Annotated in this window: 27 protein-coding genes; 12 read left to right on the top strand and 15 right to left on the bottom strand. The window is 60.5% G+C overall.

Features of this window, described 5'->3' with window-relative positions; all coding sequences use genetic code 11:
* Positions 1-16 precede the first annotated feature (16 nt).
* The 4 genes from kdpC to kdpF form a co-directional block, all read right to left on the bottom strand.
* Positions 17-571 (bottom strand): potassium-transporting ATPase subunit KdpC, encoded by a 555-nt coding sequence (gene kdpC / locus E4631_RS11065; RefSeq protein WP_133655350.1) that lies wholly within the window; start codon positions 569-571, stop codon positions 17-19.
* Between the two features lie 90 nt (positions 572-661).
* Complete coding sequence (gene kdpB / locus E4631_RS11070) at positions 662-2,710, bottom strand: potassium-transporting ATPase subunit KdpB (protein WP_133655349.1); 2,049 nt, start codon at positions 2,708-2,710, stop codon at positions 662-664.
* Between the two features lie 114 nt (positions 2,711-2,824).
* Positions 2,825-4,525 carry a potassium-transporting ATPase subunit KdpA gene (kdpA, locus tag E4631_RS11075; protein ID WP_133655348.1) on the bottom strand — a complete coding sequence of 567 codons (1,701 nt, stop codon included), beginning with the start codon at positions 4,523-4,525 and terminating at the stop codon, positions 2,825-2,827.
* A gap of 167 nt (positions 4,526-4,692) precedes the next feature.
* The gene (gene kdpF / locus E4631_RS27040; RefSeq protein ID WP_133655541.1) at positions 4,693-4,773 is read right to left on the bottom strand and encodes a K(+)-transporting ATPase subunit F; all 81 of its coding nucleotides are present in this window, start codon (positions 4,771-4,773) and stop codon (positions 4,693-4,695) included.
* Positions 4,774-5,397: 624 nt separating this feature from the next.
* On the opposite strand from kdpF, the gene E4631_RS11085 reads away from it, so the two are divergent.
* Entirely contained in the window at positions 5,398-5,709 is a 312-nt protein-coding gene (locus E4631_RS11085; RefSeq protein WP_133655347.1) for a hypothetical protein, read from the top strand.
* 60 nt (positions 5,710-5,769) lie between these two features.
* Here the strand turns inward: E4631_RS11085 and E4631_RS11090 are convergent, their stop codons facing one another.
* The gene (locus E4631_RS11090) at positions 5,770-7,146 is read right to left on the bottom strand and encodes a sigma-54 dependent transcriptional regulator (protein ID WP_133655346.1); all 1,377 of its coding nucleotides are present in this window, start codon (positions 7,144-7,146) and stop codon (positions 5,770-5,772) included.
* Between the two features lie 221 nt (positions 7,147-7,367).
* Here E4631_RS11090 and E4631_RS11095 point away from each other — a divergent pair, with 221 nt between their 5' ends.
* Positions 7,368-9,278, top strand: a complete 1,911-nt coding sequence (locus tag E4631_RS11095) for an ABC-F family ATP-binding cassette domain-containing protein (RefSeq protein WP_133655345.1) — start codon at positions 7,368-7,370, stop codon at positions 9,276-9,278.
* Between the two features lie 202 nt (positions 9,279-9,480).
* Here the strand turns inward: E4631_RS11095 and E4631_RS11100 are convergent, their stop codons facing one another.
* The gene (locus E4631_RS11100; protein ID WP_133655344.1) at positions 9,481-10,383 is read right to left on the bottom strand and encodes an alpha/beta hydrolase; all 903 of its coding nucleotides are present in this window, start codon (positions 10,381-10,383) and stop codon (positions 9,481-9,483) included.
* A gap of 167 nt (positions 10,384-10,550) precedes the next feature.
* A complete protein-coding gene (locus tag E4631_RS25905; protein WP_167797032.1) occupies positions 10,551-10,727 on the bottom strand; it encodes a hypothetical protein in 177 nt (58 codons plus the stop codon).
* Between the two features lie 29 nt (positions 10,728-10,756).
* Between E4631_RS25905 and E4631_RS11105 the strand changes: the two genes are divergently transcribed.
* The gene (locus E4631_RS11105; RefSeq protein ID WP_133655343.1) at positions 10,757-12,097 is read left to right on the top strand and encodes a DUF5103 domain-containing protein; all 1,341 of its coding nucleotides are present in this window, start codon (positions 10,757-10,759) and stop codon (positions 12,095-12,097) included.
* A gap of 246 nt (positions 12,098-12,343) precedes the next feature.
* Positions 12,344-12,592, top strand: a complete 249-nt coding sequence (locus E4631_RS11110; protein WP_133655342.1) for a hypothetical protein — start codon at positions 12,344-12,346, stop codon at positions 12,590-12,592.
* A 151-nt stretch (positions 12,593-12,743) separates the two neighbouring features.
* Here the strand turns inward: E4631_RS11110 and E4631_RS11115 are convergent, their stop codons facing one another.
* Complete coding sequence (locus E4631_RS11115; RefSeq protein ID WP_133655341.1) at positions 12,744-13,568, bottom strand: polyphosphate kinase 2 family protein; 825 nt, start codon at positions 13,566-13,568, stop codon at positions 12,744-12,746.
* Between the two features lie 156 nt (positions 13,569-13,724).
* On the opposite strand from E4631_RS11115, the gene E4631_RS11120 reads away from it, so the two are divergent.
* Positions 13,725-14,690, top strand: coding sequence for a membrane-binding protein (locus E4631_RS11120; protein ID WP_133655340.1), 966 nt, complete (start codon positions 13,725-13,727; stop codon positions 14,688-14,690).
* Between the two features lie 87 nt (positions 14,691-14,777).
* Positions 14,778-15,605, top strand: coding sequence for a DNA-formamidopyrimidine glycosylase (gene mutM / locus E4631_RS11125; RefSeq protein ID WP_133655339.1), 828 nt, complete (start codon positions 14,778-14,780; stop codon positions 15,603-15,605).
* A gap of 92 nt (positions 15,606-15,697) precedes the next feature.
* Here the strand turns inward: mutM and E4631_RS11130 are convergent, their stop codons facing one another.
* From E4631_RS11130 to E4631_RS11155, 6 genes are all read right to left on the bottom strand, one after another.
* Positions 15,698-16,003 (bottom strand): hypothetical protein, encoded by a 306-nt coding sequence (locus E4631_RS11130; RefSeq protein WP_135318606.1) that lies wholly within the window; start codon positions 16,001-16,003, stop codon positions 15,698-15,700.
* On the bottom strand, positions 16,000-17,406 hold the full coding sequence (locus tag E4631_RS11135; RefSeq protein WP_133655337.1) for a radical SAM protein: 1,407 nt from the start codon (positions 17,404-17,406) through the stop codon (positions 16,000-16,002). The genes E4631_RS11130 and E4631_RS11135 overlap by 4 nt, the downstream gene beginning before the upstream one ends.
* A gap of 156 nt (positions 17,407-17,562) precedes the next feature.
* Positions 17,563-18,000, bottom strand: a complete 438-nt coding sequence (locus E4631_RS11140) for a putative toxin-antitoxin system toxin component, PIN family (protein WP_133655336.1) — start codon at positions 17,998-18,000, stop codon at positions 17,563-17,565.
* Complete coding sequence (locus E4631_RS11145) at positions 17,981-18,238, bottom strand: hypothetical protein (RefSeq protein WP_133655335.1); 258 nt, start codon at positions 18,236-18,238, stop codon at positions 17,981-17,983. The genes E4631_RS11140 and E4631_RS11145 overlap by 20 nt, the downstream gene beginning before the upstream one ends.
* A gap of 25 nt (positions 18,239-18,263) precedes the next feature.
* Positions 18,264-19,034, bottom strand: coding sequence for a prolipoprotein diacylglyceryl transferase (locus E4631_RS11150; protein WP_133655334.1), 771 nt, complete (start codon positions 19,032-19,034; stop codon positions 18,264-18,266).
* A gap of 242 nt (positions 19,035-19,276) precedes the next feature.
* Positions 19,277-20,275 (bottom strand): aldo/keto reductase, encoded by a 999-nt coding sequence (locus E4631_RS11155; protein ID WP_133655333.1) that lies wholly within the window; start codon positions 20,273-20,275, stop codon positions 19,277-19,279.
* A 90-nt stretch (positions 20,276-20,365) separates the two neighbouring features.
* Here E4631_RS11155 and E4631_RS11160 point away from each other — a divergent pair, with 90 nt between their 5' ends.
* From E4631_RS11160 to E4631_RS11175, 4 genes are all read left to right on the top strand, one after another.
* The gene (locus E4631_RS11160) at positions 20,366-20,803 is read left to right on the top strand and encodes a hypothetical protein (RefSeq protein WP_133655332.1); all 438 of its coding nucleotides are present in this window, start codon (positions 20,366-20,368) and stop codon (positions 20,801-20,803) included.
* A 105-nt stretch (positions 20,804-20,908) separates the two neighbouring features.
* The gene (locus E4631_RS11165) at positions 20,909-21,610 is read left to right on the top strand and encodes an SCO family protein (protein ID WP_240734827.1); all 702 of its coding nucleotides are present in this window, start codon (positions 20,909-20,911) and stop codon (positions 21,608-21,610) included.
* Between the two features lie 17 nt (positions 21,611-21,627).
* Positions 21,628-22,071: a cytochrome c gene (locus E4631_RS11170; RefSeq protein ID WP_133655331.1), complete on the top strand. Its 444-nt coding sequence runs from the start codon at positions 21,628-21,630 to the stop codon at positions 22,069-22,071.
* Between the two features lie 204 nt (positions 22,072-22,275).
* Positions 22,276-23,247: an enhanced serine sensitivity protein SseB C-terminal domain-containing protein gene (locus E4631_RS11175; RefSeq protein ID WP_133655330.1), complete on the top strand. Its 972-nt coding sequence runs from the start codon at positions 22,276-22,278 to the stop codon at positions 23,245-23,247.
* A gap of 130 nt (positions 23,248-23,377) precedes the next feature.
* Here E4631_RS11175 and E4631_RS11180 read toward each other — a convergent pair whose 3' ends face one another.
* Positions 23,378-23,941 (bottom strand): DUF2062 domain-containing protein, encoded by a 564-nt coding sequence (locus E4631_RS11180; RefSeq protein WP_133655329.1) that lies wholly within the window; start codon positions 23,939-23,941, stop codon positions 23,378-23,380.
* A gap of 133 nt (positions 23,942-24,074) precedes the next feature.
* On the opposite strand from E4631_RS11180, the gene E4631_RS11185 reads away from it, so the two are divergent.
* Together E4631_RS11185 and E4631_RS11190 are read left to right on the top strand one after the other, a co-directional pair.
* A complete protein-coding gene (locus E4631_RS11185) occupies positions 24,075-25,019 on the top strand; it encodes a YihY/virulence factor BrkB family protein (protein WP_133655328.1) in 945 nt (314 codons plus the stop codon).
* 80 nt (positions 25,020-25,099) lie between these two features.
* Positions 25,100-26,536 (top strand): DEAD/DEAH box helicase, encoded by a 1,437-nt coding sequence (locus E4631_RS11190; protein WP_133655327.1) that lies wholly within the window; start codon positions 25,100-25,102, stop codon positions 26,534-26,536.
* The last annotated feature ends 74 nt before the right edge of the window (positions 26,537-26,610 follow it).

The raw sequence follows: 26,610 nt of genomic DNA on the forward strand, positions 1-26,610 counted from the left end.
GCCGTTGGAGACGGGCTTAGCGCAGCGCATCAAGAGCCAGGTTGAGGGCCAGCACATTCACCTTATCAGGCCCAAAAAGCACCAGCTCCGTGTGCTGCTGCACCAGGGCCCGCACCTGGGCCGGCGCCAGGCCGCGGGCCTTGGCCACCCGCGGAATCTGCACCGCCGCGCCCTGGGGCGAGAGGTCGGGGTCGAGGCCCGAGCCGCTGGCCGTAATGAGCTCGGCTGGCACGTCGGCGCGCTTCACGCCGGGGTTGTGCACCAAAAAGGTATCGAGCCGAGCCTGCACTTCCTTCAGATAATCGGGGTTGCTGGGCCCCTTATTGGAGCCACTGGAGCCATCGGCGTGGTAGCTGGCCGCCGAGGGCCGCGAGCTGAAATATTCGGGTTTATCGAAGCGCTGGCCCACGTTGGCGAAGCCCACGAGGCGGCCGTTTTTGTGCACTTGCACGCCCTCGCCGTGGCCGGGGGCCAGCTGGGCAGCGGCCCACACCAGGGCCGGGTAAATGCCGCAGCACAGCACCATCATCACAAGCGTAAGGCGCAGGGCGGGAAGGAATTGGGATTTCATGATATTAGTATGTAAAACGGAGTGGTACTCCGTTTGTCGTTGGTTAACAAGGCGCTACCGGCGCGGACGGAAACGGAGTGCCACTCCGTTTTACAAAAACACGCCCACCAGCAGGTCAATGACTTTGATGCCGATGAACGGCACCACTACCCCCCCCAGGCCGTAGATGAGCAGGTTGCGGCGCAGCAGCGCCGAGGCGCCCACCGGCGTGTAGGCTACCCCCTTCAGGGCCAGTGGCACCAGCGCTGGGATGATGAGGGCATTGAAAATGACGGCCGAGAGAATGGCCGACTGCGGCGACTTCAACCCCATGATATTCAGCGCGCCCAGGGCCGGGATGGCCACCATAAACAAGGCCGGCACGATGGCGAAATATTTGGCCACGTCGTTGGCGATGGAGAAGGTGGTGAGCGTGCCGCGCGTCATGAGCAGCTGCTTGCCAATCTCCACTACCTCAATGAGTTTGGTAGGGTCGTTGTCGAGGTCCACCATGTTGCCGGCTTCCTTGGCGGCCTGGGTGCCCGAGTTCATGGCTACCCCCACGTCGGCCTGGGCCAGGGCGGGGGCGTCGTTAGTACCGTCGCCCATCATGGCCACCAGCTTGCCAGCCTGCTGCTCAGCGCGGATGTACTTCATCTTGTCCTCCGGCTTGGCCTCGGCGATGTAGTCGTCCACGCCGGCTTTTTCGGCGATGAACTTGGCGGTGAGGGGGTTGTCGCCGGTCACCATCACGGTTTTGATGCCCATGCGGCGCAGGCGCTCGAAGCGCTCCTGAATGCCGGGCTTGATGATGTCCTGCAGCTCCACCACGCCCAGAATGCGGTCGTTCTGGCTCACTACCAGCGGCGTACCGCCGTTGTTGGCTACCGCGGCCACCTGCTGGGTCGTCTCGTTCGGAAACTCTTGGCTGGCGGCATTGGCCAGGCTGCGAATGGCATCCGAAGCGCCCTTGCGGATGCGCACGCCATCGGCCAGCGTCACGCCCGAGCTGCGGGTTTCGGCCGTGAACTTGATGGCCTCGCTGCCCTGGGCGCGCTTTTGCAGGTCGGTATTATCGAGGCGACGCACCTGCTGGGCTAGCTCCACAATGCTCTTGCCCTCGGGCGTTTCGTCGTGCAAGGAGCTGAGGGTAGCGGCCTCCACCAGCTCGTGCTCCGAGACGCCGGGCGCGGGCCAGAAGTGGGTCGCCTTGCGGTTGCCGATGGTGATGGTGCCGGTTTTATCAAGCAAAAGCACGTCGATGTCGCCGGCCGTTTCCACGGCTTTACCGCTCTTGGTGATGACGTTGGCCCGCAGCGCGCGGTCCATGCCCGCAATGCCGATGGCCGAGAGCAGCCCGCCGATGGTAGTCGGAATCAGGCACACAAACAGGGCAATGAACGAGGCCACCGCGATGGGCGTGTGCGAGTATTCGGCGAAGGGCTGCAAGGTGACGCACACAATCACGAACACCAGCGTAAACCCGGCCAGCAGGATAGTGAGGGCAATTTCGTTGGGCGTTTTCTGGCGCGAGGCGCCTTCCACCAGCGCAATCATCTTATCCAGAAACGACTCGCCGGGCGCCGTGGTCACCAGCACCACGATGCGGTCGGAGAGCACCTTGGTGCCACCCGTCACGGATGACTTATCGCCGCCCGCCTCGCGGATAACCGGGGCCGACTCGCCGGTGATGGCCGACTCGTCGATGGTGGCCAAGCCCTCGATAATCTCGCCATCGGTGGGGATGATTTCGCCGGCCTCGACCACGAATACCTGGCCCTTCTGGAGCTGCGCCGAGCTGACGCTGGTGAAGCTGCCGTCGGGCTGGCGCACTTTGGCGGGGGTGTCCTGGCGGGTTTTGCGCAGCGAGTCGGCCTGGGCCTTGCCGCGCGCCTCGGCAATGGCCTCGGCAAAATTTGCAAAAAGAAGGGTGAGAAAGAGGACGATAAACACCGTGAAGTTGTAGCCGAAGCTACCCTGCGCCGCGTCGGGCTTGAGCAGCAAGCCGATGGTAACGAGGAACATGACCACCGTGCCGATTCCCACGGTGAACATCACCGGGTTGCGGAACATGATGCGCGGGTCGAGCTTCACGAAAGCCTGCTTGGTGGCCTCGGCCACGAGCGCGGGTTGGAAGAGAGATTGGGATTGGGTTGCCATTGGTATCAGCTGTTAGCTTTTAGCTGCTAGCTGTTAGCTTTTTAACAAGTGGAATGGGCTGTATAATTTGACCGACGGCTAACAGCTAACAGCTGATAGCCAACAGCTTAAAAACTAATACAGCGTAAAATGCTCGGCCAGCGGCCCCAGCGCGAGGGCCGGGAAGAAGGCCAGCGCGGCGATAATCCAAATCACGAAGAAGACCATGATGCCGAAGGTGCCGGTGTCGGTGCGCAGGGTGCCGGCGCTTTCGGGCACGTACTTTTTGCGGGCCAGGATGCCAGCGATGGCCACCGGGCCGATGATGGGCAGGTAGCGGGCCAGCAGCAGCACTACCCCCGTCGAAATGTTCCACCAGGGCGTGTTGTCGCCCAGCCCCTCGAAGCCCGAGCCGTTGTTGGCGGCCGAGGAAGTGTACTCGTAGAGCATTTCGGAGAAGCCGTGGTAGCCGGGGTTGGCCAGCCAGCCGGCGTAGGCGGTGGGGTTGCCGGTGTAGAGGTGGGCGGCCAGGGCGGTACCCGTGAGGATGAGCAGCGGGTGCAGCAGGGCAATGAGGATGGCGATTTTCATCTCGCGGGCCTCGATTTTCTTGCCCAAAAACTCGGGCGTGCGCCCCACCATCAGCCCCGAGATAAACACGGCCACGATGATGAACACGAAGAAGTTGAGAAAGCCGACCCCTACCCCCCCGTAGAAGGCGTTCGTCATCATGCCGAGCAGCGTATTCATGCCCGATAAGGGTGTGAGGGAGTCGTGCATGGCATTGACCGAGCCGTTGGAGGTGACGGTAGTTTGGATGGCCCAGAGTGCCGAGGCCGGCGCGCCGAGGCGCATTTCCTTGCCTTCGAGCGAGCCCAGGCTCTGGTCGACGCCCAGGTGGGTAATGGCGGGGTTGCCGTGCATTTCGAGGTACACGGTGGGTACTTGCAGCAGCAGGTAGCCGGCCGTCATCACCCCAAACACCATCCAGCCCAGCCGGGGCCGGCGCAGGTAGTAGCCAAAAGCCAGGGCCATGGCGATGGGAATGAGCACGATAGCGCCATTCTCCACGGCATTGGTGAGGAAGGTCGGGTTTTCGAGCGGGTGGGCCGAGTTGACGCCGTAGTAGCCGCCGCCGTTGGTGCCGATTTGCTTGATGCCAATCATGGCGGCGGCCGGGCCGCGGCTCACGAAGGTGCTGTCGCCCTGCACAGTAATCACCGGCGCTTTGGCCAGCCACGTCATGGGCGTGCCCTGGAAAGCCACCACCAGCGCCACGATGAGCGAGAGGGGTAGCAGCACCCGCGTGATGCTGCGCACGAAGTACACGTAGTAGTTGCCGAGCTTCTCGCCGGCCCCTTCGCGCAGGGCGTTGAAGACGACCACGCAGGCGGCCATGCCCGTAGCGGCCGTCACAAACTGCAAGAACATCAGGCAGAACACCTGCGAGAAGTACGTAGCGCCCGACTCGCCCGAGTAGTGCTGCAAGTTGCAGTTGACCAGGAAGGAGATGGCCGTGTTAAACGCCTGGTCGGGCGTCATACTGGGGTTGTGGTCGGGGTTGAGGGGTAGGCTGCCCTGGGTGCAGAGCACGAGCATGGCCCAGCCAAACCACACGATGTTGATGGCCAGCAGCGCCAGTAGGTGCTGCTGCCAGGTCATCTCGCGCTCGGGGCGCACGCCGCCTAGGCGGTAGAGCAGCCGCTCGAAAGGCAGCAGGAAATCAGACCAGCTTTTATCGCCCCGGTAAATGGTAGCCAGGTAGCGGCCGAGCGGCACGGCCAGCAGCACCGTCGTCAGAAAAATGACGCCAATACCGAGTAGTTCTTTGTTCATGGTTGTAGTAGCTTGAGGACGAATGGCTTATTAGCGCCAATTGTCATTGCGAGCGTAGCGCGGCAATCGCATCCGGACGAAACCTGCGCCAGTCGTTCGTTCATCGTTCTGGTGCGATTGCCGCGCTGCGCTCGCAATGACAATTGGTTCGCGCAGCGCGAAATCCGTTAAAATTTCTCCGGTTTCAGCAGCACATAGCTGAGGTAGCCAAACGTGGCCAGGGAGAGCAATAGCAAGGCAAGCATCATGGCAGCAAGGGATTAGATGTTATCGAAAAAATCAACCGACTTGTAGCAGAGCCAGAAGAGGCCAATACCAGCAGAAGCAAGCAGCGGGGCAAGAAGGGCAGCAGACATGGCAGCAAGAAAAGGGGTTATGAATGGGTGTGCCCTCCTCTTGGCAAACCCCAGCCCCGCCTACCCCCGCCCCGCACAGCAAAGGGCCAACTAACTCATTGTCAATTAGTAAATTTTTACTCGCGTTGCTTTCAGCAAGCCCTACCCCGCAGTCGGGACTAGCGTTTTGCTAGGGCACTTTGCAAAACGCTAGCCTGGCGCGGCAGCACGCCTGGTAGTGGCCGGCCGGCATAAGCTGGCGGACTAGTGCGCACCGGTGGGGCTGCCGTGGAGGGGTAGGACGCGGCGGGACGCGTTATTACTAGCGTTGGCGAGGTAGTAGTCGGCGGGGCGCCGCAGGCTATCAGTTATGGCACGGCGGCGCTCAACTAGCGTTTCACTAGGGTGCTGTGCAAAGTGCTAGGGCACTCACCGCCTGCCAGGGCCACTACAGGGCCGCCAGGCGGGTTTTGGGTCGGTTGGCCCCGCTTTGGCAGGGTAGGCCGAGCCCCTCCCCTAGCCGGGGCCTCCTGTTCCATGCCCGATTTACTCACCGAAATCACCCACGCCGCCAAGGCGTACTACGCCCAAACCAACGACTTTCCCCTCACGGCCACCGACTTCTACGACTGGCTGGGGGCGCTGCCCGACGCCCGGCAAGCCGAGGTGCTGGCGCGCGGCTTCATCACCAGCCAGGCCGAGCCCGACTTTCTGCGCTACTGCCTCGAATGCCGGGGCTACGCCATGCGCCCCTTCATGGCCGAGCGCCTCTCGGTAGACGCCTACTTGCTGTGGGCTGCCCACGGCGAGTTCAACGGCGACCTGCCGGCGCACACGGTCAGCCGCTAGCCTGTCACTCCGTTTCCGGCTATGCGACTCGTTCAACGATAAACGGAGTGCCACTCCGTTTTACAGTCCGTACTCCTGAATTTTGCGGTACAGCGTAGTGTGCGCGATGCCCAGCACCCGCGCCGCCTCGGCCTTGTTGCCGCCCACTTCCAGCAAGATGCGCCGGATGTGCTGCATTTCGGCGTTGCGCAGGCTGCGCTCGTCTTCGGCGGCCAGGCTGGCGCTGGGGCCGGGCGCGGCGGCCAGCTGCACTTCGAGGGGTAGGCCGGCCACCTCCACCGCCTGGCCGGGCGGCGTGAGGATGGCGGCGCGCTCCAGCACGTTGCGCAGCTCGCGCACGTTGCCGGGCCAGGGGTAGGCTTGCAGGGCGGCCAGGGCCTCGGGGGCCAGGGCCAGCGGCGGCCGTTTCAGCCTGGCCGCGAAGTACTGCAGGTAGAAGCCGGCCAGCTCGGGCACGTCGGTACGGCGGGCGCTAAGCGGTGGCACCGGCACCACAAACACCGAAAGACGGTAGTACAAATCGGGCCGAAAATGGCCCTCGGCGGCCTCCTGGCGCAGGTTGCGGTTGGTGGCCGCGATGAGGCGCACGTTGGCACGGGTAGGGCGCGTGTCGCCCACTTTGATGTACTCCTGGCTTTCGAGCACCCGCAGCAGCTTAGCCTGCAGGTTCAGCTCCAGCTCCCCTATCTCGTCCAGGAAGAGCGTGCCGCCGCTGGCCTCTTCTAGCAGTCCTTTCTTGTCGGCCATTGCCCCGGTGAAGGCGCCTTTCTTGTAGCCAAACAGCTCCGACTCCAGCAAATCTTTAGCAAAGGCGCTGCAATTGACTGCTACAAACGCCTTGGCGGCGCGGCCGCTGCCCTGGTGAATGGCCTCGGCAAACAGCTCCTTGCCCGAGCCGGTAGGGCCTTCGAGCAGCACCGTGGCCTCGGTGGGCGCCACCTGCCGGGCCAGGTGCTTGGCCGCTTCCAGGGCCGGGGCGTGGCCCAGTATCGTGTCGAAAGTATGGCGCTGGCCCACCTGCTTTTCGAGTTCGGCCACCCGGCGCTGCAGGCGCGCCTTAGCCACGGCGCGGTCCACTACCACCACCAGCTGGTCGTCGGAGTCGCCCTTGGTGAGGTAATCGAAGGCGCCGGCTTTCATGGCGCGCACGCTGTCGGGCACGGTGCCATAGGCGGTCAGCAGCACCACTTCGGCCAGCGGGGCTTTCTGCTTGAGGCGCGGCAGCAGCTCCACGCCGTTGGCATCGGGCAGCTTCACATCGCAGAGAATGAGGGTAATATCGTCGGCGTGCTCGGCTAGCAGGGCCAGGCCCCGGTAGGCGTCGGGGGCTTGCAGCACGGCGTAGCCCTCCAGCTCCAGCAGCCGCGCCGTGATGCCGCGCAGGTGATTTTCGTCGTCGATGAGCAGGATGATTTCGGAGCTGGGCGCGTGCGGCATGGGGCAAAGGTCGGGCGGGCGGGGGCAAGGGCCCAGTTCCCTACCCCCTATTTTCTGGCCAAACGGCGAACACGCGACCTACTTCCGGTTGTTAGGTATTACGCCCAGCCCCGGCTGGGCCGTACCTTTGCGTTGCCACTTGTGCGCGGGCCAGCGGCTGATTTCCGCCCTACCCCCGCTTCACGCCTCACTTGCTTTTAGTGGCCCCTGCCGGCCCCGCCATGATTTCCATTTCTGACCTCGACTTTCATTTCGGCTCGCGTACCCTTTACGACAAGGCCAGCCTGCACATCAAACCCAAGGATAAAATCGGCCTTATCGGGCTGAATGGCACCGGCAAATCGACCTTGCTGCGCCTCATGGTGGGCGAGTACAAGGCCGACGGGGGTTCCATCTCGATGAGCAAGGAAGTCTCGCTGGGCTTCCTCAACCAGGATTTGCTCAGCTACGACACCCACGAGTCCATCCTCAACGTGGCCCTGCAAGCCTTCGAGGAAGCGCTGGATTTGCAAAAGAAAATCGACGAGATTCTGGTCGAGTTTGAAACCAACTACACCGACGATTTGGTGAACAAGCTGGCCGACTTGCAGGAGCGCTTTGAGGCGCTGGGCGGCTACACCATGCAGGCCCGCGCCGAAGAAATTCTGGAAGGCCTGGGCTTCTCGACCGAGGAGCTACAAAAGCCGCTTAAGTCGTTTTCGGGCGGCTGGCGCATGCGCGTGATGCTGGCTAAAATCCTGCTGCAAAAGCCCTCGCTGCTGCTGCTCGACGAGCCCACCAACCACCTGGACCTACCCAGTATCAAGTGGATAGAAAACTACCTGGCCGACTACGAGGGCGCGGTGATTATCGTGAGCCACGACCGCGAGTTCCTGGACCGCACCACCAATACCACCGTGGAGGTGCTGGGTGGCAAGCTCGTGCCCTACGCTGGCAACTACACGTATTATCTCGAAGAAAAGGAGGAGCGCAACCTCATCCAAAAAGGCGCTTTCGAGAACCAGCAGTCGCAAATCCGGGCGGCCGAACGCTTCATCGAGCGCTTCAAGGCTAAAGCTAGCAAAGCCAAGCAGGCCCAAAGCCGCGTGAAGGCGCTGGACAAGCTGGAGCGCATCGAGGACGTGGCCCAGGACGCGGCCAAAATCAACATGAAATTCACCTTCAAGGTGGAGCCCGGCCGCCACGTGCTGCGCATGGAGCACGTGACGAAGAAGTACGACCAGAAGCTGATTTTTCGTGATACCAACGTGCACATCGAGCGCGGCGATAAAATCGCACTCATTGGCGCCAATGGCAAAGGAAAATCGACGCTCATGCGCCTCGTGGCCGGCACCGAAGCCCCTACCGATGGCAAGCACCAGCTCGGCCACAACGTTATCATGTCGTTCTACGCTCAGCACCAGCTCGAAAGCCTGACGCTTGACAATGAGATACTTCAGGAGATGAGTGAGGCCGGCTCGAAGCGCAACGACATGGAGCTGCGCTCGGTGCTCGGCTCGTTCCTCTTCACCGGCGAGGAAGTATTCAAGAAAATCAAGGTGCTGAGCGGCGGCGAGAAAAGCCGCGTAGCGCTGGCCAAAACCCTGATTTCGGAAGCCAATTTTCTGTTGCTTGACGAACCGACCAACCACTTGGATATGGTGTCGGTAAACATCCTCATTCAGGCCCTGGAGCAGTACGAAGGCACGTTTATCGTCATCAGCCACGACCGGTTTTTCGTAGAAAACGTGGCCACCAAAATCTGGTACATCGAAGACTTCCAGCTCAAAGAATATCCCGGCACCTACGCCGAGTATGAGCAGTGGCAGGAAGACCGCGAGAAAGCCGCCAAAAAAGCCGGCCTACCCAGCCCTTCCGCATCAAAGCCCGCCCCCAAAACGGAGCCTAAAGCTGACCCTACCCCCGCCAAAACGCCCTCACCCGACCAGAAGAAAGCCCTGCGCGAAATAGCCGAAGTAGAAGCCAACATTGACAAATTAGAAAAGGAATTGGCCATCTACGAAAAGCAGCTAGCCGACCCCAAAATCTACCAAAACGCCTCGCAATTAAAAGATACCACGCTCAAATTTGAGCAAACTAAAAAGGAATTGGCCCGCCAGAATGACCGCTGGGAAATGCTGGCCGAGATGTAGTTCTGAAAGCCAGAGAAAATGAAAGCCTCTCCAGAAGCAATTGCTTTGGGAGAGGCTTTTTATTAGGCATACTATCTGTTAATCATCAATATAAAGCACGCAAAAATAATCCGCTTACTTGCTATCTATTTTGCATTCGTTTACTTTTGACCGATTGCTTAGGACCCCAAAAATAGAATAATTTAATACTGGTCCTATCAGCTTACTTTTTATCTAGAAAATCAAAAATTTTCTGGTAAGCCTCTTTCAGTTCACTCGCGCTTGGGCTGTGCTGACCTTCCGGCACAAATAGCACTTCGTTTTTTTGCGGTTCCTGCTTAAGTAGCGCCACAAATTTCTCGAAGGTTACGGGTGGAACCTGGTCATCTTTGCCGCCTTGCCAGATGAAAAATGGCGGGTCGTTTTTGTCGAAGTAGGTAATAGGCTCGAATTTCTGGATGTATTCTTTGGGCGCATACTCCGTGGTTTCGGGAAACAATGCGACGCCAATTGCCTTCATTACTGGCACCTCGTTGCCCATAAATACCTTCTCTACTACGTCTAACCCATCAACGGGACCGGAGAAGTTGACAACTGCGGCAATCTTGATTCCCGCAGCTAGCTTGTTGGCATAAGTTGGATCGTTGGCGGTCACTGCTACCAGGCTGGCAATGTGCGCGCCGGCCGAAAAGCCCGTCAGAATTATTCGGTCTAAATTCAGGTGGTACGTGTCGTTGTGCGCTTTCAAAAAATTCAGCGCATAGGTTAAATCTTCCGAGGCAATGGGAATACCGCGCTTAATGCGGTAATTCATATTCACCACATTTAGCCCTTTTTTCAAATACGGCTGAATATATCGCTCCTCCCGCGACTTGTCGCTGATGTAATACCCGCCGCCGTGCAGAAAGACGATGGTGTAGTCCTTATTCTTTAACTTTTGGGCTGCCGACGACAGATAAATATCCATAGCCTGCTCTTTGTCAGCGCCATAGGATACATCTTTTGTCACCTTATAAGTGGCTTGCACTTGTTCCGCAGTCTTGTCGGCTACTGAAGCTAATTGTACGGAGCACGAGCTCAGGGCCATCGAAGCGAATAGACCGAGGGAAAGGAGATTTCTGTTCATAAAGGGAAGTTTTGACGCTAATTGCTGGCAATAGAAAGCCACTTACCAGGCAAATAAGCAACATACGGTACGCAAAATAGGCGGGGGTAGCGCACATTTCTGCGTGCTACCCCCGCCTATTTTGCGTGCGCTCAAAACCTAACCGGCCGCGCTGCGGCAACGGCGCTTTATTTGAGGCTGGCTACGCCCTTGAAAAACTGGATGCCGCCGAAGATAATGGCGTCTTGGGTTACCACGTTGTGATTGGGGGGTAGGGTCTCTTCTATAAAGGAAGTTGAGGGAATGATGGGTGAAGAGAAAGAGGGAAGTGCCTGCAGGCTGCCGCAAACATTGTCCCAACTCAATCGGCAGGCCTGGCCGTACTTTCGTCCTTATGCGCTTTCGCCCTCTCTCCTACCCCTTCCTGCTGCTGGCGGCCGGCTGTGTGCCGCTGGGCACCCCCATTACGAACCCCAACGCGCCCGTGAGCCAGCAAAAGCCGGCCGAATACTACGCCGACCGCACGCTGCGCTACCTCGACTACATCTATGACCCCAGCGTGCGCAGCGTGCAGTGCTACGTGCCCACGGGCCAGGCCAACGCCATTTTTAACCCGCCCATCGTGCCGCTGAGCCAAGAGCAGCCCGTGACGCTGGAGTTTGACGTGCTGGGCGAGCAGGCGCCGCGCCTCACGGCCAAGCTCATTCACTGCGACCTGAACTGGACGCCCTCGCAAATCACGGACATGCAGTTTTTGAGCGAGATAAACGAGTTCACGCTCACCAATTACCAAACCTCAGTCAATACCAAAATGCCCTACTACCACTACACCTTGCAGGTGCCGCGCGTGAAGCTTAGCGGCAACTACTTGCTGGTGGTGCAAAACCAGGCGGGCGTGCCGCTGCTCTCGCGCCGCGTGTTGGTATATGAGAGCCAGGTAGTTGCGAATCTGCAACAGGGTATTCTGGCCGGCGGCATCGATGCGCGCTACGCCTACCAGCAGCTCAACTTCAACATCAACTACAGCGCCGTGGAGCTGGTGAACCCGGCCGCCGAGGTGAAGGTGGTGCTGCGCCAGAATTTTCGCTGGGATAATGCGCACTATAACCTTACCCCCACGTTTGTGCGCGACGCCGAGCGGCGGCTCGAATACCAGTACTTCAACTACGAAAATGCCTTTGCGGGCCTCAGCGAGTACCGTTATTTTGACGCGCGCTCGCTGCAAGCCAATGGGCTGGGCGTGGCGCGCCTGCTGCGCCAAACTACTCCTACCCAGGTCGAGCTGCTCGAAGAAACTACGCGCAACGGCCTGGCCTACAACCAGTACGTAGACGCCAACGGCCAGCGCGTGTTCGAAAACCGCGAGTATGGCAACGGCGCTTACAACGGCGACTATGCCCAGGTCACCTTCAACCTGAAGGCCACAACGCCCGCGCCCGGCCCGGTGTACGTGTTTGGCGCGCTCAGCGACTGGCAGCTCAAGGACGAGTTTCGGCTGACATACGACTCGTTGCAGCAGCGCTACACCGGCCACGCGCTGCTCAAGCAGGGCTACTACAACTACGACTACGCCGTGGCCCCCAAGCGCGCCGGTGCCGCGCCCGACGAAATTTACTTCGAAGGCACCCACCAGGAAACCGAAAACCAGTACGACCTGCTGGTGTACTACCGCCCGCCGGGCACCCGCACCGACCTGCTCATCGCCTACCAGGCGCTGGATTTGAACAAGCGCTAAGCGCCCGTTGTGCAGCGCACAAAAAAACCGTGCTGACCCTGAATCTGGTCGGCATGGTTTTCGCGTAACTAGCCTGCGTGGCTAACAATTGTTAGCCAGCCATATTAGTAACCTTTGGGCGGGCCCCAACAAGCAACTAACTCATTTTGTTTTAACCTCATTAGCGCCATTGAATGGGAGATTTTACGCACGACTCTTTTTGCCAAAATTTTTAGTTTATCATACTTTTTTTTCGTATCTTTGGTCATGCGTAAGACACAGCTCCCTACCCCCCTTCCCGTGCAGCAATTCGCCCGCTGCATCGACGATACGGCCTGCCCCAAGGGCTACATTGGCGACTGGCCCACGGCTGGCCGCGTGTACTCGGTGCGCGTGCTACCCCACGCCCAAACCGGCAAAGCCCATGTGCACGTGCTGGGCTTTTATGCCGAGCGCCCCTACGGCGCTTTCGCCGCCCACCGCTTCGAGCCGGTTGCCACGCTCTGGATGAATTAATAAGACCTCGGCGCGCCAGGCTGCCTTGTTGCGTTTCGATAGCGCGTCATGCTGAATAAAGTGGCGCATCTTGGTGAGGCGTTGGGATTAGTATTCCAATGACTCGACCAAGATGCGCCACTTTATTCAGCATGACGCTTTTTAGCCCTCTTTACTCAATCACCTGCGCGGCCACGTCGAAGGTGGCGGCGGGGGGCTGGGGGTTCATGTCGGCCAGTGCGGCTACCACGATTTCGGCGATGGCCAGGTCGCGGGCCCGCTTATCATTGGCCGGGATGACGTACCACGGGCACTCGGCCGTGGAGGTGGAGGCCAGCGCCTCCTGGTAGGCCGTTTGGTAGGCGTCCCATAGCTGACGCTCTTTGAGGTCGCCGGGCTCAAATTTCCAGCGCTTTTTGGGGTTGTCGAGGCGGGCTTGCAGGCGCTCGGCCTGCTCTTCCTTGGAAATGTGCAAGAAGAATTTGATAACCCGCGTGCCGTTACGCGTTAGCAATTGCTCGAAGTTAAGGATGTCCTGGTAGCGCTGTTGCCAGGTGAAGGGCTGAATGAGGCCATGTACGCGCGTCACGAGCACGTCTTCGTAGTGCGAGCGGTTGAAAACGCCGATGTGGCCCCGGCCGGGCGTATGCCGGTGAATGCGCCACAAAAAATCATGGTTCAGCTCCTCGGCGCTGGGCTGCTTGAAAGCCGCTACTTCCACGCCGGCCGGGTTCACGCCCGTAAACAACGCCCGAATGGTCCCGTCCTTACCCCCGGTGTCCATGCCCTGAAACACGAGCAGCAGGCTCTGGCGGTGCTCGGCGTAGAGCTTTTCCTGGTAATCGCTGAGTTGCTCGCGCAGGTCATCGAGGCGCTTTTCAACTTTCTTTTTGTGGTCGAACGGCTTGTTGTCGTCCGGGTCGATGTCAGAAAGGCGCAGGAGTGTGCGGGGTTGAACACGCACAGCAGGCGTAGTGGCGGCGGTGGCAGATGCCATAGAAAAAGAACAAAAAAACGACCAGCAGCGGCCGCAGATTTATTAAACGAAAAAGGTGGTCGGTAACGTTGTATTCATAAAGTTTTACTCGCCGCCAGCCCGTTTTTCCGGCGGCGAAAGTGCCTTCTTCAGCCGTCTCTTTTTCCGCTTCTCGCCATGACTATTCTTCCCCGGTTTTTTCGTCGGCTGGCCGCTGTTATTGGCCTGCCGACGCTGCTGCTCGGCCTGGCCATCGGGCCTGCCACTGCGCAGACTACCCCCTCCACCGATATGCCAGCCAGCCAAGCGGCTGGCATTATCCGCGAAATCACCAACGCGGTGGGCTTGCAGCCGCGCTTCGAGCTGCGCGCCACCGACCAGGTCGATAACGCCGCGGCCGTGGTGTATGGCGGCAAGCGCTATTTGCTCTATAACCCGCAGTTTTTGGCAGCTATCAACCGCGCGGGCCACACCGACTGGGCGGGCATCAGCATCTTGGCGCACGAGATGGGCCACCACCTCAACGGCCACACGCTGCGCGGCGGTGGCTCGCAGCCGCAGGACGAGCTGGAGGCCGATGAGTTTTCGGGCTTTGTGCTGCGCCGCCTGGGTGCCAGCCTAGCCCAGGCGCAGGCCGCTATGGCCGCCGTATCGCCCGATGAAGGCTCGGCCACCCACCCCGGCCTGGCCCCGCGCCTGGCCGCCATCAGCCGCGGCTGGAGCCGCGCCACGGCCCAGATTGTGGCCAGCAGCCAGGCGGGTAGCGCGCAACCTTCGGCCCAGCCAATTGCGCTGGCCCCGCGCCCTACCCCCCGCCCCGCGGCCGAAGCCACGTACGCTACCACAAATCGCAGCGCCAGCACGGCACCCGTGCGCTTAGTGGGCCAGCTTACTTTCCGCGATAACCCCGATGTGCCCTTTTACCTTACCAGCGCCCTGAACGTGGTGCGCCTGGCCGACGAAAGCAGCACCGACGACGACGAGGCCGTGCGCGATGCCGAAGTAGTGGGCCGCCTGCGCCGCACCGGCAACGCGGCCTTTCCCTTCGTGCTCGAAGATGGCCAGCAGCGCTCGCTGTTCGTGACGCCGGGCGGCGACGTATACGACCAGGCCGGCCAGCGCGTAGCCAAGCTGCACGACTAATTTCAGTGAGCAATGAATAATGAGCAGTGAACAATGGGCCAGGGCTCAACTGTTCACTGCTCATTATTCATTGCTCATTTATTAAAGATGCCCGAATTACCCGAAGTCGAAACCTACCGCCGTTTCATCAATGAGGTGGCCGTGGGCCAGACGATTACCGGCCTCGAAGTGCGCGACGCGCATGTGCTGGCCGTGCCCGAAGACGAGCTACGCGCCGCCCTACTTGGCCGCACCATTACCGGCACCGGCCGGCTGGGTAAAAACTGCTTTCTGAACCTCGATAACGGCCGCCTGCTGGTGCTGCATTTTGGCATGACCGGCGACATTGGCGCCTACCGCGACGCGCCCGATGCCCCGCGCTTCACCCGCGTGGCCTGGCAGCTCAGCGATTCGGGCCTGAACCTGGCGTTTATCGACCCGCGCAAATTTGGCCGTATCCGGCTGGCCGATAGCGCCGAAGCCTATCAAAAGGCCAAGAAGCTGGGGCCCGACGCGCTGCAGATAACCGCCGCTGAGCTGCACCAGAAGCTTAGCCGCCGCAAGGTATTTGTGAAACCGCTGCTGCTCGACCAAAGCCTCACCGCCGGCCTCGGCAACTGGATTGTGGACGAAGTTTTATTTCAGGCCAAAATTCATCCCGAGCGGCTGGGTAACTCGCTATTAGAGAAAGAAACCACGGCGCTGCACACGGCGATTCAATTAGTGTTGACGACTGCCATTCAGCACGAGGCGAATTACCGGCATTTCCCGAAATCGTTTCTCATTCACGCCCGAGAGTGGGACGACTCAGCTACCCTTGGTAGCGACGCCCATACCTTTTGCCCATGCCACCCGAAGCTAAAAATAGAGAAATTCTACGTGGGTGGCCGGGCTACCTACATCTGCCCCAAATGCCAGCCGGCGCTAGGCAATTAATTACCAGGCTTACTCCTGCCTATAAACCGAGGTGTAGTCACTATAAAAGCAGCTGCAAAAAGGTATTCGCAAACTCAGCGTAAAATGGGTAATTAATGACCACCACCAAAACCTGCGTTTGAAATTATTAGCGCGCACACGCCCAACCCAATAAGGAGCAGGGCTAGGCACGAGAGCACAAAGGCGATAACATAGTGCATCCGGCCACCAGAAATACTCACGATAAGCGCCGCCAGTCCGTTGATAATTACCAGCCCAAACACGCTGCTCGAAATTGCCCCTACATCACCGCCGCTGAAGCCAGCTACGACCAACAGCAAGCCCAGATTAAGCACCAACGGCCAGGAAACCGCCTTTTTCTCCTCAGGCGCGGGGGGCGGAAGCTGGGGCTCGCTCATATAATTCCGAGGCGTTCGCCGCGTAATTCCTCTAGCCGCGCCAGTTTTTCCTGGTCGCGGTAAAAAATATTCATCGTTTCGAAGGGAATAATTTTCAGGTCCTTGCTCACGATGTGCACGCACGATTTTTTCACGGCGCGCACGTCAAAATTCCAGGCGTCCATGAATTGCAGAATAATTACCCGAAATAAATTATCATAGCCCAGGTTAGGCGCCGAAACCTGGGGTAGGCAGCACAATAATTGGTTGATTTCGGGCACCACCGTATCGACGGTATTGGCGGTGCTGAATAATTTGAGCAGATGCTGGCGCAGGCGTGGGTCGCGCTCGTACACAATGGTGTTGCCGCCGCTCTGGAGTAGGTCGGCGGGGTCGATATAGCGGGTGAGCGGGAACACTTCGCCGTCGAGCTTCAGGGCGTAGGCCATAGCCAGCGCGTCGGGGTTGCAGGGCACGGGTAGCAGGTCGGCGGCCGTGAAAACCGGGCTTTGGTCGATGATGCCCTGGCGCACTTCGGTAAGCGAAAACGAATCGGTTTCGGGGTTGAAATTATCGAGCCGGCCGGCGGCCTGGGTGGGCTGGAACGTGACGCCGCGAATACACTTTTGCTGCAAGGCATAGTCGATGATGGCGCCCATCTCGTCGTCGTTGAGGCCCTTTTGTAGCGTTACCACCAGCGTGGTGCTGAGGTTATATTTATTGAGGTTGGCAATGGCCTGCTGGCGCACCTCGCGCAGGTCGCGGCCGCGCATGGCCAGCAGCACGTTTTCGCGGAACGAATCGAACTGCAGATACACCTCAAACGCGCCCGAGTAGGTAGCCAGCCGCGCCACAAACGCCTCGTCTTTGGCCAGGCGCACGCCGTTGGTATTCACCATCAAGTGCTTGATGGGCTTACGCTTGCACATGTCCAGAATTTCCCAGAACTGCGGGTGCAGCGTGGGCTCGCCGCCCGAAATCTGCACCACGTCGGGCTCGCCTTCGTTGGCCACTACCAGGTCCACCATCGCCTCAATTTCTTCGAGGGTGCGGTGGCGGCCATGGGTAGGGCTGCTTTCGGCGTAGCAGGTGGGGCAGGTGAGATTGCAACGGTCCGTCACCTCAATCACGGTGAGGCAGGAGTGCTGTTCGTGGTCGGTGCAGAGGCCACAGTCGTAGGGGCAGCCGTAGTGCGTGGCCATGTTGAAGCGGCGCGGCGTTTCGCTAGGCTTCACGTAGTTGCGAATGCTTTTGTAGTACTCGATGTCAGTGGCGATGCGCACCTTTTGCCGCCCGTGCTCGGGGCAGCGCTTGAGCATGAACACGTTGCCGTCCTCAAATACAATTTTGGCCTCAATGCGCCGCAGGCACTGCGGGCACAGGCTCAGGGTGAAGTCGTAGTAGGTGTAGAGGCGTTCGGGCATATGCGCTATTGAGCAGGTATTTTAATTTTTATTTTCTGAGATTCTCCACTATTTATTCTACAGCATATTAGCAATAAGTTAATGCAAAATGAATAATCTGGCTAAGCATTTTTAATTGCTCGGCACTTGCTATTTAACGATTATGTCAGGCAGCATTTAGTTGTCCTCACCCTTTTGCTGAATGGTTTGCGCCGATAATAACTCGTTAAACTTCACCGTATCCACTACTACTACCTTCGGAAACTCAATAGACCGCAGTGGCAAAAAATCCCGGTCGTGACTGACGATGCACACGGCATTGGCGGCAATGGCGCAATCCACGAATTTATTGTCGTCGGGGTCGTTGAGCAGGTTGAAGCGGTAAGTTGGCTCTATCTCAATAAGATTGTGCCGGGTAGTGAGTGAATTAAGAACATCCCGGCTTACTACTGGCCCCATGTGTCGCTCCAATATTTCCGCGTATTCAGCGAGAATCTCGGTGGTTACGCACAGCTCATAAGCGCCTGTTCGAAAGCTGCTGTAAATCCAGTGCAACGACGACTTATTTGACACACAAACGAGCAGTACGTTCGTATCAATGACGTAGCGTGGCATTATCTTCTGTTTTACCCGCACGCATCTTGGTGGTTAGCATTCGCTCCACGTCGGCTTCCGTCCAGTTGTTGGCCTCCCACCAAGCATTGGCACCGGCAATAGCGCGTTCAGCAAAGAAATCGGCTAGCAGGTCTTTAATCTTTAGCAATTCTTCCTCCGGCAAATCGCGTGAATACAACCGCAATAGTTCTAATTGAAGGTTACTAAAGCGGGGCGAGGTTTCAGGAATGGGTTGCATATCGCTGCTTAATTAATTGAACGGCCTAATGTACTTCCAACGCCACAGTTGTCCTACGGGTACCGCCCCGCCACCACACCCAAACATAGTACCCTACCCCCCCTACGCAAGCCCACTGTATCGCTGTGAGACCCAGGCCGGCTAGCGCGGGCGTGGGCTTTACGAACTCGACCAGCAGGCGAAACAATAGATACCCCGCTAGAAACAGCTCGAAGCGGCGGCCATCGGGCAGCGGGCGGCGGCGCCCCAGCAGCCAGAGCAGCCCACCGAGCAGTACCAAAAAGCTTATTTCGTAGAGGTTAGTAGGGTGGCGATGGATGCCATCGCCAAAATCTATGCCCCAGGGCAGGCGCGTGGCGGTGCCAAAGGTGCCATCGGTGAGGCCGCTGAAGTGGCAGCCGAGCCGGCCGATGGCCAGCCCCAGCAGGATGGGATAGACCATGAGGTCGCCGCTGCTGCTGCGGATGCCGAGGCGTTTTTTGGTCAGCTCTACCCCTATTAAACCACCCAGGAAGCCGCCCACAATCGTTTTATTGGTGGTGTAATAGAGCCAGCCGCCGGGCGGGTGCAGCAGCAGCTCGGGGTGTTCGAGCAGGCCCAGCAGGCGCGAGCCGAGCAGCGCGCCTGCAGCCGCGCCAATGAAAATAAACTGCCGGCCCTGGTCGCTGATGCGGTCGGGAGTGCGGGCGCGCAGATACGTGTAGAAGCGGTAGCCCAGCGAGTAGGCCAGCACCTCACACAGCAGGTGCACGGGCAGGCGGAAATGGCTCCAGGCCAGCTCGACGGGGTAGACCACTGATTGGCGCGGATTTAAACGGATTTCACGGATTTTGTGGACGGTTAGCGTCTGCGCAACTTCACCACCCTAGGCGTTCAAAGAAACGACAAAGACCGCCTCGGTAGGCGGTCTTTGTCGTTTTAATTATCTTCAGAAATCATAAAATGCCGGGACAGATACGCAGCCCAATGCCGTCGTCGAAGATTTTAATAGTCTACAAAATCCGTGAAATCCGTTTAAATCCGCGCCAATCAGTGGTCTTAGCGGCCTACGGCAGCCATCATGGCCTCGGGGTAGCGGGTGCCGGCGGCGGCGCCCAGCGGCAGCAGCTCGTCGAGGTGACGCAGCTCATCGGTGCTGAGCTGCACTGCTACGGCACCCACGTTTTCTTCGAGGTATTTGACGCGTTTGGTGCCGGGAATGGGCGCCAGGTCATCGCCCTGGGCGAGCACCCAGGCCAGGGCTAGTTGGCTGGCAGTAACGCCTTTGCTCTGGGCCAGGTCGCGCAGGTGGCCCACCAGCTTGAGGTTTTTGTCGAAGTTCTCGCCCTGGAAGCGGGGCGAGTGGCGGCGGTAGTCGTCGGGTGCGAAGTCTTCGAACTTCTGGATTTCGCCGGTGAGGAAGCCCCGGCCCAGCGGCGAGTAGGGCACCAGGCCAATGCCCAGCTCGCGCAGCAGGGGTAGGGTTTCCGCCTCCACGTCGCGGCTCCAGAGGCTGTATTCGGTTTGCAGGGCCGAGATGGGGTGCGTAGCGTGAGCGCGGCGAATGGTATCGGGGCCGGCCTCGCTGAGGCCCAGGGAGCGAACTTTACCTTCTTCCACGAGGCGGCTCATGGCGCCCACGGTTTCTTCAATGGGCACGGTGGGGTCGACGCGGTGCTGGTAGTAGAGGTCGATGTGGTCGGTACCGAGGCGCTTGAGACTGCCCTCGGCCGACTGGCGCACGTACTCAGGCCGGCCGCTGATGCCGCGCTTGCTGGGGTCGTTGAGGTCGCGCACAATGCCGAACTTGGTGGCCAGCACCACCTTATCGCGACGGGTTTTATCGCCTTTGAAAAAGCGGCCGAGCAGCTCCTCGTTGGTGTAGGGACCGTACATGTCGGCGGTGTCGAAAAACGTTACGCCCAGCTCCAGGGCGCGGGCCAGGGTGCGCAGGCTTTCGTCGTCGTCGCGCTGGCCGTAGAAGTCAGACATGCCCATGCAGCCAAGGCCGAGGGCGGAAACAGTGAGGCCGGAACGGCCGAGTTGGCGAGAATTCATGGGGAACAATGAGTAGTGAACAGTGAGCAATGAACAATTGGCGGGCTCATTGTTCACTGTTCATTGCTCATTCCCCCCGACCTTTGCGACATGAAAAAAATGCTGCTTTTGCCGCTGGGTGCGGCGTTTGGCTTACTAAGCCTGGGCCTACCGGGCTGCGGCTCCGACTCGAAGACGACGGCCACTGCCGAAGCGACTAATTTCTCCGGCCAGGCGCACGCCCTCGAAGACACGCTGATGGCGCGCCACGATGTGGCAATGGGCCAGACTGAGCAGCTTTTTGCCCTCAAAGCGCAGCTCACGGCCGCCAAAGTGCCCGCCAGCGCGCCCGTAGTAGCGCGCATGCAGACCGCCGACCGCGCCATGATGACCTGGATGCACAGCTACCACGCCCCCGACAGCACCGCGCCCGCCCCGCAGCGTGTGGCCTACCTCAAAGACCAGCAGCAGCAGCTCAACAGCATTGAGCAGCAATTGCGCGTGGCCATCGACTCGGCCCAGGCCACCCTGCGCCGGGCCGGCCGCTAGCCGCGCCCTACCCCCTCCTTTTTTGGCGAACGACTAGGCGCCGCCAGCGGTTTACTACCTGGCGGGGCTAGTGCCTGGCCGGTCGCTTTTGCTTTTGGATTGATTATGATGCGTTTAAAATTTTTGCCCCTGGCTGCGCTGCTCGCGCTGGCTGGCTGCGGCACCGGCCCCACGGCCGACATGGGCAGCGATGCCCAGCCCGATGCCTCCACTACCCTGCCCTACATCGGCAACTCGGAGCCGGCGGCGCCCGGCCAAGACTCGGCGGCGACGCACGCCACGGTGCCGGCCTTCCGGCTGCACGACCAGGACGGCCAGCTCGTGACCAACCAAAGCCTGGCGGGCAAAGTCTACCTCACCGACTTTTTCTTCGCCACCTGCCCCGGCATCTGCCCCAAAATGCAGAGCGAGATGCTGAAGGTGTATAAGCAGTACGGCACCACGCCCAACCTGCGCTTCATCTCCCAAACCATTGACCCGGAACACGATAGCCTGGCCGTACTGCGCGACTACGCCCGCCGCCTGGGGGTAGGCACGCCCGGCAGCAGCTGGCGCTTTGTGCGTGCCAGCCGCGACACGGCCTACGCGCTGGCCGCCGCCTACTTCACCGGCGCCATGCCCGATGCCAAGGCGCCCGGCGGCATTGCCCACAGCGGCACGTTTGCCCTCGTAGACGACCAGGGCCACGTGCGCGGCCTCTACGACAGCCTGAATCCGCAGGAGGTAACCCGCCTGCAAAAGGAGCTGCCCGTGCTGCTGGCCGAGGTAAAAACCCGCCAGGGCCAGCCGGCCACCGCTCAGCGCTAGCTCTTTAGCACTCTATTATGGCTGCTCCGGGCTCTCGTTATCTACCCTTAAGCCTGCTGGCGATGGCGCTGCTGGCTCTACCCTCCTGCTTCACCAATAAGGGGCACCAGGGCGAGCGGCTGTATGGGCAGCACTGCGCCAGCTGCCACGGCGAGCAGGGCGAGGGCATTGGGCAGCTGGTGCCGCCGCTGGCGGGCTCCGACTACCTGGCGCCGCACGCTGGCCAGCTGGCGTGCATTGTGCGCCAGGGGCTGCGCGGGCCGCTTATGGTGAATGGCGTGAGCTACAACCAGTTGATGCTGGGCGTGCAGGACACAACCACCCACCGCCACCTCTCGCCGGCCCAGATTACCAACCTGCTCAACTTTGTGGAAAGCCACTGGGGCAACCACCCCGGCCCCGCCGGCGTGCGCACCATCGCCGGCACCGAGGCCGAGCTGCGCGCCTGTAGCGAGCGCTAGCCTACCTTTGTTTTCGGCTTTCAGTTGTCAGTTATTAAGTACTGAATGATTTTCTGACTGACAACTGACAACCAGCAGCTGACAACCCGCTTACTTTTAAACGACTACTTAGCTGTTAGCAGCCAGTTGCCAGGCGCCAGGGCTCACTTGCCCGGCAATGACCAACGGCCGGCTACCAACTGACAACCAACAACTATCATTTCTATGGGTCTCTTTGACTTTCTGAAAAACAAGCCGGAGTCGGCTCCTACCCCCACCCCGGCCAGCGATGCCGCTGCTACCCCCAACCAAGGGGCGGCGCCCGCCAAAAGCGGCCCCCGCTACCAAGGCTCGGCCCACGTGGTGCCGGCCGCGCCAGTGCCTACCCCCCTGCCGGCTACCCAGGATGACCTCGGCCCGCTGGCCCCGCCGCCGCCCATGCAGGAGTTTCCTTTTGAGCCGCAAAACGTGCTGGAGCACCTGCTGCTGCTGGCCCCGGTAGACGAGAATGCCCGCCCCGCCTTTTACCAGGCGCTGCTGCAAGAGAACATTCTGATGGTGCTGGCGCCCGACGAGAACATCGGCCTGGGCGAAGTGCAACTCACGGAGGGCCAGCAGATTCAGCTGCAAGTATTGCAGGATGGCCGCCTGCCCATCTTCACCTCCGAGGCGCGCCTCAGCGACGGCGGCATGGATGCCAGTACCGTGAGCTGGGTGACCATTCCGGGCCAGGCCTTTTTTGGCATGACCCAGGGACAGGACTGCGTGCTGAACCCCTTCTCGCCGGCGGGCAAGCTGCTGCCGGCGGCCGAGATTCAGGCCCTGCTGGAAGGCCAGCTGGCCGGGGGCGGCAGCGCCCTACCCGCCGATGCGCAGGTGACGCTGAGCGTGCCCGCCGCGCTGCCCGAGGGCCTGGTAGAATCGCTGACCGATTTTGGCGCGGCAACGCCCAGCATTCGCAAAATATACTTGGCGCAGATGCAGCTACTGGGCAACGAGAGCCAGCCGCCACGCTTGTTGCTGGGCTTCGACACCACCGACCAGAACCCCGATTTTATGCAGGAGCTCGGCCCCGCGCTGGAAGGCCGCACCGGCGATTTTCAGCACGTGGACCTGATGCTGATTGACCCAAACTCGGACGAAGGCGTGAACCCGTATTTCCGCCAGCCCGACGTGCAGCCGCTGTACGAGGCGTAAGCGCAGCTCGGCTTAAAACAGGAGGGGTAGGAACCCACGAGGCACTGAGCTTTGTGGTTCCTACCCCTCCTGTTTTGGGTGAAGCTGCGAAATTTATTCTGAGGCACCGTCCGTAAAGTCTGCCGAAGTATTAGCCGACTACGGAGGCGGTCTGGGCGGCTTCGGCCTCTTCGTAGCGGCTGATGAAGCGCCTAAACAGCGGGAGCAGGCCAAAATAAAGCGCCAGCACCACCGGCACGGCCGCCACAGCCCAAATCATGAGGGCGCCCAACTCGGCCCGCCACAGCAGGTGCAGCACGCTGCCCCAGCCATCGGTTTTAACCATGCCCTTTATCTGGTCCAGGCTGAGGTGCGTTACTTCGCGGCCCTGGCCCAGCAGCGTGGCCCCCCAACGCAGAAAAGGCAGCAGCAGAATGAGTTGCACCGGGCTTAGCACGTGGCACACCAGCTGCATGGCCGCCACGTTGAGCTTGAGGCGCAGGGCCACGGCCGTGCTCACGAGGGTAGTAATGCCAAAGGTGGGCGCCAGCCCAAACGCTACCCCCAGGCCGGCCGTGAGGGCCAGGCTGCTGGGGGCCAGGCCCGCCTTGAGCAAGCTCATAAACGGGTCGACGAGGCGGCGCTGAATCCAGGTGCGGGGCGGGGCTTCGGGAACGGCCCGCACCCCGGTGGCGGAAATGGAAGTAACTGTCATGCGTAACTAGCCGGGAGAATACTTGTTAGTAGCGCGCCCCGCCGCTGGGCGGGCGTAGAGTCGGGCTTGCTGGCGGCCGCCCCATTGTACCCAATTGGGAGCAAAATGTTGTCGCGCCCGCGTTAAGTTTCTCATGTCTAAAACCCTCCCTCCCCCTCCTCCGCTGCCCCACCACTGGCCCTGGTGGGTTGAGCAGTGGCTGCTGCTGCGCCGCGCCGCCCGCGAGCTGGCCGCCAACGACCCGCTGCGGCTGGGCGCGGCCACGGCCTTTTTCACGTCGTTTGCGCTGCCGCCCATTTTGCTCATCTTGGTGCAGCTGCTGGGCTCGCTCTACTCGGCGCGGGGCGCGCGCCTGATGCTGCTCACCAAGCTCGGCGAAGTGATTGGCAGCACCGCCACCGGCCTGGTAGCCCAAACGGTGCACAACGTGGCGCACGCGGGCCGCACGCGGCTCATCACTGCGCTGGGCTTCGTGTTTTTATTGTTTGTAGCCACCACGCTATTCACTGTTATCCAGCACTCGCTCAACCAGTTGTGGCACGTACGCCCGCGCCGGCAGGTGAGCCAGGTGTCGGTGGCCATGCGCGAGCGGCTGCGCTCGGCGGGGGTGCTACTGGCCACGGCGGCGCTGTCGGTACTGGCTTTTTCGGCCGATGGCGCCCTGGCGCTGTTTGCCGATTTTGTATCCGATTTCGACGTTACGTTTGCGTTCTACGTGATTTGGGTGCTGAATTTTTTGGTGAGCTTGCTCATTCTGGCCACCTGGTGCGGCTTCGTATTTCGCACCCTGAGCGCGGCCAAAGTGCCCTGGCGGGCCGTGCGGCGCGGGGCGCTGCTCACAGCGGTGCTCATTGAGGTAGGCGAGCACCTGCTGGGCCAACTGCTGGTAGGCCGCGACCTCGGGCCCATCTACGGGCCGGCGGCCAGCTCGGTGCTGGTGCTGCTGTTCGTGTTTTATTCGGCGATGATTTTCTACTTCGGGGCCACATTTACCAAAGTGTACGCCCACCACGTGGGGCTGGATATTAGGCCTAAGAAAACCGCCGTGCGATATAGGCTGGTGAATGTGGCGGAGTGAGGGTAGGGTAAGCTTTAGCTTGCCGTAGTTACTGGCGGCAAGCTAAAGCTTACCCTACATGCCGGTCGTACCTTTGCCGGATGCAAGCTGACCCCGCCGCTCCGGCCTCATTTTCTGATTTCAAACTCTCGCCCGAGCTCCTGCAAGGCGTGGCCGAGCTGAATTATACCCAGCCTACCCCCGTGCAGGCGCTCGTGCTCCAGCCCGCCCTCGACGGGCAGGACGTGGCCGGCCAGGCGCCCACCGGCTCGGGCAAAACCGCCGCCTACGGCCTCGCCATTCTGGCCCAGGTTGACCCAGCCGCCAAGGCCGTACAGGCCATTGTGCTGGTACCGGCCCGCGAGCTGGCCCTGCAAGTGCGCGACGCACTCAAGGCATTGGGCAAATATATGCCAGCCCCCGGCCTGCGCGTGGCGGCCCTCTACGGCGGCCACGCCATGCGCGACGAAGTGCAGACCTTGCAGCAAACGCCGCACGTGGTGGTGGCTACCCCCGGCCGCCTGCTCGACCACCTCGAAAAGCGTAACATCATTCCTAACCAATTGAAAGTATTAGTGTTGGACGAGGCCGACAAGCTGCTTGACCTCAAGTTTCAGGAAGAGATGGCGACTATTATCAGCCGCCTGCCACGCCGGCGCCAGACGCTGCTGTTTTCGGCTACGATGCCCGATAAGGTGATGGCGCTGGTGCGCGATTACCTCACCCGCCCCCGCATGCTCACCGCCGCCGGTGGCCTCAACGGCGAGATAACCGGCGCGGCCCTACCCGCCTCGCTCACGCTACGCGGCCACGTGCTCAATGCCGTGGAGGACAAACCCGCCGCGCTCTACCACTTGCTGCAACAGCCCGAAACCGGCCAGACGCTCATCTTCGCCAACACGCGCGATAAGGTGGAGGAGCTGGCCCAGTTCCTGCGCGGGCGCGGCGTGGCGGCCGAGGTGCTGCACGGCAAGCTGCCCCAGCCCGAGCGCGACAAAGCCCTCATGAAGCTGCGCAATAACTCGGCCCAGGCCCTGGTAGCCACCGACGTAGCCGCCCGCGGCCTCGATGTACCGGCCCTCGACACGGTTATCCAGTACGACCTGCCGCATGATGCTGAAACCTTCCAGCACCGGGCCGGCCGCACGGCGCGGGCCGGCGTAGCCGGCACCGCCCACCTGCTCGCTACCCCCCCCGAGCAAGCCCGCGTGCAGGCTTGGCCCTCGGCCCAGGGCGCACAATGGAAACGCCTGGTGCCCCCGGCCATGCCCCCCGCCAACGCCGCCAATAAGCTGCCCCGCCCCGAAACCATCACGCTGCACGTTACGGCCGGTAAGAAACACAAAGTCAGTGCCCACGACCTGGTTGGCGCCTTCGTCAACGTGGGCGGGCTGGAACGCCACACCGTAGGTCGCATCGAGGTATTCGACTTCTATTCCTACGTGGCCGTGCCCCGCAAACAGGCCGCCGAAATCCTCGAAAAGCTGAACGGCGCCAAGATAAAAGGCGTGAAAGTGCGCGTGACAGAAGTGGCGTAAAGTGTAAAAAGAACGTCATGCTGAGCTTGCCGAAGCATCTCTACCGCCTCGTTGGATTAGTAATCAAACGGCGC

This window comes from Hymenobacter sp. UV11, assembly GCF_004684095.1.
Lineage (GTDB): Bacteria > Bacteroidota > Bacteroidia > Cytophagales > Hymenobacteraceae > Hymenobacter.